The following is a 1012-nucleotide window of genomic DNA, read 5'->3' as shown; positions in this document are numbered from 1 at the left end:
TCTTGCTTCCGGGGAAGAAGCGACGGTAGTCGAAGGCGCCGGCGGCGATGTCGGCTTCGATACGGTCGAGCACCTTCTGCAAGCGCTTGCGGTTGGCTGCGGTGTCTTTCAGGGCGGTCTGCTCGCGGCAACGCTTACCTGCGTAATAAAAGTCGAGGATCAGGCAACCCGTCTCCTTCCTTATCTGGATGCTAGCCATGGCACACCTCACCGTTGGCCATAGGGATCGCGAAGCTGGAGCCCTCCACGCGCATATCCCGCTCAATGACCTCCCAGATGTAGAGGATCTTGCGGCCACCAAAGGGCCGGAAGTAATGGCGCCCCTCAAGCAGGACGCTGTCCTTCAAACGCTCGCGAATCGTCCTCGGGTCATACTTGATCTTCGCCGACAGCTCCTCGGTTGTAAGATAGGTGTGTTCCATGATCTTCTCCGTTAGATACACATTAAGTTCAAGTGATACTTAAACGCATCACTTAAAGCCTAGTATAGGCATGAAATGAAGCCTGTCAAGAGCTTCTGATAAAATTAAGCATCACATGCAGCCAGGAAGGCAGCGATGCTTAGATTTCGACTGAAGGAGCTGCTTGCGGAGAAGGAGTACCGCGAGGACCGGGTGATCACCCTGGTCGAGGTAGCTGAGGCGACCGGCATCCACCGTATGACCCTGTCGAAGATTGCGAACCGTCGCGGCTACAACCCAACGGCTGACGTCCTCGATCGCCTGTGCAGCTACTTCGGCTGCAGGATCGAGCAGTTGGTCGAGCACATCCCCGACAGCGTGGTCACGGAAGGCAAGAGTCAAACGGGGGCGAAGACGGAGTGACGTCACACTGGCTTGGTCACAGGGTGGTCACGGTTTGGTCACAGGGTGGTCACAAAGAACAATGGGCTAGGTCCGCGAAGACCTAACCCATTGAAAAATATGGCGCGCCCGAGACGATTCGAACGTCCGACCCCCTTCGGAGTCTAGCCCAGTCTACCGGCGCCTCCAGGTCTTCCTTGGCCACAATC

At 56.6% G+C, this 1012-nt stretch carries 3 protein-coding genes and 1 tRNA gene; 1 reads left to right on the top strand and 3 read right to left on the bottom strand.

From position 1 onward, the window contains the following. Both ACUH78_RS19355 and ACUH78_RS19350 read right to left on the bottom strand, forming a co-directional pair. The coding region (locus ACUH78_RS19355) for an Arm DNA-binding domain-containing protein (protein WP_445334457.1) at nt 1–199 on the bottom strand (199 nt) is incomplete at its 3' end. After that, the gene (locus tag ACUH78_RS19350) at nt 192–422 is read right to left on the bottom strand and encodes a hypothetical protein (RefSeq protein ID WP_435751385.1); all 231 of its coding nucleotides are present in this window, start codon (nt 420–422) and stop codon (nt 192–194) included. The genes ACUH78_RS19350 and ACUH78_RS19355, both read right to left, overlap by 8 nt. Nucleotides 423–557: 135 nt before the next feature. Here ACUH78_RS19350 and ACUH78_RS19345 point away from each other — a divergent pair, with 135 nt between their 5' ends. Next, nucleotides 558–824, top strand: coding sequence for a helix-turn-helix domain-containing protein (locus ACUH78_RS19345; RefSeq protein ID WP_435751384.1), 267 nt, complete (start codon nt 558–560; stop codon nt 822–824). 100 nt (nt 825–924) lie between these two features. Here the strand turns inward: ACUH78_RS19345 and ACUH78_RS19340 are convergent. Next, nucleotides 925–987, bottom strand: a tRNA-OTHER gene (locus tag ACUH78_RS19340). Between the last annotated feature and the right edge of the window lie 25 nt (nt 988–1012).

The sequence above is a fragment of the Thauera sp. ZXT1-4 genome, assembly GCF_052598215.2.
Note: the sequence above shows the minus strand (reverse complement) of the source record. Positions and strands in the feature narration are given on the sequence as shown.

Coding starts and splice junctions, on each gene's coding strand:
- ACUH78_RS19350 (WP_435751385.1), bottom strand. CDS start 422: ATGGAACACACCTATCTTACAACCGAGGAGCTGTCGGCGAAGATCAAG.
- ACUH78_RS19345 (WP_435751384.1), top strand. CDS start 558: ATGCTTAGATTTCGACTGAAGGAGCTGCTTGCGGAGAAGGAGTACCGC.